3 protein-coding genes are annotated in these 4,242 nt (G+C 72.6%); 1 reads left to right on the top strand and 2 read right to left on the bottom strand.

Annotation, left to right across the window (positions count from 1 at the left end; all coding sequences use genetic code 11):
* Positions 1-457: 457 nt before the first annotated feature.
* A complete protein-coding gene (locus AN218_RS34065; protein WP_476755951.1) occupies positions 458-2,932 on the top strand; it encodes a MinD/ParA family ATP-binding protein in 2,475 nt (824 codons plus the stop codon).
* 73 nt (positions 2,933-3,005) lie between these two features.
* On the opposite strand, the gene AN218_RS02735 is transcribed toward AN218_RS34065, so the two are convergent.
* Entirely contained in the window at positions 3,006-3,956 is a 951-nt protein-coding gene (locus tag AN218_RS02735; RefSeq protein WP_070014962.1) for a bifunctional riboflavin kinase/FAD synthetase, read from the bottom strand.
* 53 nt (positions 3,957-4,009) lie between these two features.
* A partial coding sequence (locus AN218_RS36370; protein ID WP_216311711.1) for a hypothetical protein occupies positions 4,010-4,242 on the bottom strand: 233 nt, incomplete at its 5' end.

Raw genomic sequence — 4,242 nt, forward strand, 5'->3', positions numbered from 1 at the left:
CGGCGGCCCGTTCACCCCGCCGGAGCCGCCGGAGCCGCCGCAGCAGCCGGAGCACCGGCCGGAGGAGCGCCAGGGCGCGGACACACACGGTGGCGGATTCGGCGCTCCGCCCGGCGACTTCGGGACCTCGTCCGCCGACGCGGGCGGTACGGCGGCCGGACGCGCGGACGACGACGGCGACCGTACGGACGGCGGGGACGGGGCGGTCACCGGTGACCGCCCCGGCGACCGGGACGAGCGAGAGCCCTCATCGGCACCCGACGCGTCCGCCGACTCCTCGGCGTCCCTCCCGTCTTTCCCGTCTCTCTCGCAGTCTGCCGCGTCCGAGGAGCCGCCCGCCGCGGACAGTTCGGACGCGGCAGACACCGCGAGCACAGCGGACACCGCGGACGACCGCCCGTCCGAGGAGCCGCCCGGGGCACGAGACGAAGCCGAACAGCCCCGCGATTCCGGTGACTTGGCAGGGGACGACCGCCCGGACGGAGACGCGGACGACGTGGTCGCCGCCGACCCACGTACGCAAACGGACTCGGCCCCCGCACGGCAGGACGCGGCGCCGGAGGAGAAGGCACCCTCGCCCGCGCCCGAGCCCCGGTCCGTGGACGACAGCAGCAGCGGAAGCGGAACGGCTCCCGGGACGGAGGAAGCGGCCCGTCCCATGGCGGCGCAGTTCCCGCAGCAGGGCGCCCCGTGGACGACTCCCGACGCGGGCGGCGACACGTCGCAGTCCCCCGATCTCCCGCCCCTGCCCCCGGACTTCCACCCCGCGACCCCGGGCACCGACACGCCTCCCGTCGCGAGTAACCCGCCCCCGCCCAGCGCGCCCCCGACCGTCGGGACCGGTGCGGCAGCCGATGCAGCCGCCGCCTCCGCCCCCGGTGAACAGGCTCAACTCCCGCAGCGGCAGGGCGGCTACGGATATCCGCAGCAACAGCCCGCGCAGCAGCAACCGCAGGGCTACGGCTACCCGCAGCAGGCCCAACAGCCGCCCCAGGGCTACGGATACCCCCAGCCCGGACAGCAACAGCCAGCACAGCAGGGCCAGCAGCAGGCGCAGCCCCAGCCCCCGGCACAGCCCGGATACGGCTACCCCCAGCAGGCACAGCCCGCCCAGCCCCAACCGCAGCCTCAACAACTGCCGCCCGCACAGCAGCCGGCGGCGCAACAGCAGCAGGGCTACGGCTATCCCCAGCAACAGGCGGCCCAGCAGCAAGCCGCGGGATACGGCTACCCGCAACAGGGCCAGCAGCAGGCGCAGCCCCAACCCCCGGCACAGCCCGGATACGGCTACCCCCAGCAGGGGCAGCCTCAGCCTGCCCCGTACCAACAGCCCCAGCAGGGCTACGGATATCCGCAGCAGCAGCCGGCCCAGCAACAGCCGCAGGGTTACGGCTACCCGCAACAGGCCCAACAGCCGCCCCAGGGCTACGGATACCCCCAACCCGGACAGCAGCAGCCAGCGCAACAGGGCCAACAGCAGGCGGCACCCAACCCGCAGGCCCAGCCCCAACCCCAACAACAGCCGCCCGCACAACAGCCGGCGGCACAGCAGCAGGGCTACGGCTATCCCCAGCAACAACCACAGGCAGGCCAGCAGCAGCAACAGCAACCGGCCCCGCCCCAGCAGCCGTACCAGCCCGGTCAGCAGCAGCCGGGCCCGGCCGGTCCCGCAGGACCCAACCCGCAGGGCCCCCCGCCGAACGCGGGCGACCCTGGTGCGATGGCCCCCGGCCAGTCACCGGCCGACGACGCACGGCGCCAGGCCCAGAGCGGCAATCCGCTGGGCTACACCGCGGCCGTCGAGCTGTCCTCGGAGCGGCTGGTCAACAACCGTAAGAAGCCGCGTTCGCAGAACCCGGCGCTGGGCGGCAAGTTCCGCTTCGGCGGCAAGAAGGAGGAGGCCGAGCGGGAGCGGAAGCTGAGCCTCATCCGTACGCCGGTGCTCTCCTGCTACCGCATCGCCGTCATCAGCCTCAAGGGCGGCGTGGGCAAGACGACGACCACGACCGCGCTCGGCTCGACGCTCGCGCAGGAGCGGCAGGACAAGGTCATCGCGATCGACGCGAACCCGGACGCGGGGACGCTCGGCCGGCGCGTACGCCGTGAGACCGGCGCGACGATCCGCGACCTGGTCACCGCGATCCCGTATCTCAACAGCTACATGGACATCCGCCGCTTCACCTCGCAGGCGGCGTCCGGTCTGGAGATCCTGGCGAACGACGTCGACCCGGCCGTCTCGACGACCTTCAACGACGACGACTACCGCCAGGTCATCGACATCCTCGGCAAGCAGTACCCGATCATCCTCACCGACTCCGGTACGGGTCTGCTCTACTCGGCGATGCGCGGAGTCCTCGACCTCGCCGACCAGTTGGTCATCATCTCCACCCCGTCCGTCGACGGCGCCAGCAGCGCGAGCACCACGCTCGACTGGCTCTCCGCGCACGGTTACGGGGACCTGGTGCAGCGCAGCATCACCGTCATCTCCGGTGTCCGCGAGACCGGAAAGATGATCAAGGTCGAGGACATCGTGTCGCACTTCCAGACCCGCTGCCGCGCCGTGGTGACGATCCCGTTCGACGAACACCTCTCCGCGGGCGCCGAGTTGGACCTGGACATGATGCGTCCCAAGACCCGCGAGGCGTACTTCAACCTCTCGGCGCTCATCGCCGAGGACTTCGCCCGCCAGCAGCAGGAACAGGGCTTGTGGTCCGGCAACGGCAACTACCCGCCCGCGCAGATGGCACCGCCCCTGCCCGGACAGCAGGCACAGCAGCAGCCGCCGGGCCAGCCGCCCCAACAGCCGTACGGACAGCAGCCGTTCCCGCAACAGCAGCAGCCGCCGCAGCCCGGGCAGCAGCCGTATCCGCAGCAGGGACAGGGCGGGGGCTGGCCGCAGCAGCCGCCGGGTCAGGTGCCGCCGCAGCGCTAACCCGCGGCGCGCGCCGCACCGGTATGTGACCTGCGTAGGGCCGGTACGGGGATCGTTCCCGTACCGGCCCTCGTCACGACTCCGCCCGCGCGACCAGCGTCCGGCAGCGGTCCACGTCGTCCGCCATCCGCTCCAGCAGGGCGTCCAGAGTGTCGAACTTCTCCTGCCCGCGGATGTATTCGAGGAAGTCGACGGAGACATGCTTGCCGTACAGGTCGAGGTCCACGCGGTCGATCGCGTACGCCTCCACGGTGCGTTCCGTCCCGTCGAACTGCGGGTTGGTGCCCACCGAGATGGCCGCGGGCATCCGTTCGCCGTCGGCGTTCAGCCAGCCCGCGTAGACGCCGTCGGCGGGGACGGCCGTGTGCGGGACGGTCTCGGTGTTGGCGGTGGGGTAGCCCAGTTGACGTCCGCGCTGTGCGCCGCGTACGACCACGCCCTCCACGCGGTGCGGACGGCCCAGCACTTCGGCCGCGCCCGCGACGTCGCCCTCGGCGATCAGCCGCCGCACGAGCGACGAGGAGAACGGCTCGCCGCCGCCCGCCTCGCCACGCTCGTACAGGTCGACGACGACCACCTCGTAGTCGTACGTCTCCCCCAGCTCGGCGAGGAGCGCGACGTCGCCCGACGCCCGGTGCCCGAAGCGGAAGTTGGGGCCTTCGACGACGCTGCACGCGTGCAGCCGGTCCACGAGGACCTTCGCCACGAAGTCCGCCGGTGTGAGCTGTGAGAACTCTGCGGTGAAGGGCAGCACCAGCACGGCGTCCACGCCGAGTTCCGCCATGATCTCGGCACGCCGTGGATGCGGGGCGAGCAGCGGGGGGTGGCTCCCGGGACGTACGACCTCGCTCGGGTGGGGGTCGAAGGTGACGACGACGGCCGGGACGCCCAGTTCGCGCGCCCGTGCCACCGTCCTGTCGATGATGAGCTGGTGCCCGCGGTGCACCCCGTCGTACGAGCCGATGGTGACGGCGCTGCGCCCCCAGCCCTCCGGGATGTCCTCCAAGCCACGCCAGCGCTGCACGTCCTGCTCCTCGCCGATGCCGATGGTTCGCCGGTCCAAGGGTGCCATGCTGCTCAGCGGGTGACGCAGGGGACCCGTGCCTGTCCCGGCGCCTCCCGGCCGTTCCACCCGCGGGTGTCCGCGCTGACGCTGCCGGGACCGTGACCGGCGCCACGGTCGTGCGCCACCGCCTGCAGCGCCGCTTCCAGCGCGGCCGGATCGCGCTCGCCGTCGAGGAAGACGGCGGGCGGCTCCTCCGGTACGGGGCCGCCGGGCGTGCCGAGGGCGCGGGCGAGGCTCGTCCGCA

Source organism: Streptomyces nanshensis, from assembly GCF_001751255.1.
Classification (GTDB): Bacteria; Actinomycetota; Actinomycetes; order Streptomycetales; family Streptomycetaceae; genus Streptomyces; species Streptomyces nanshensis_A.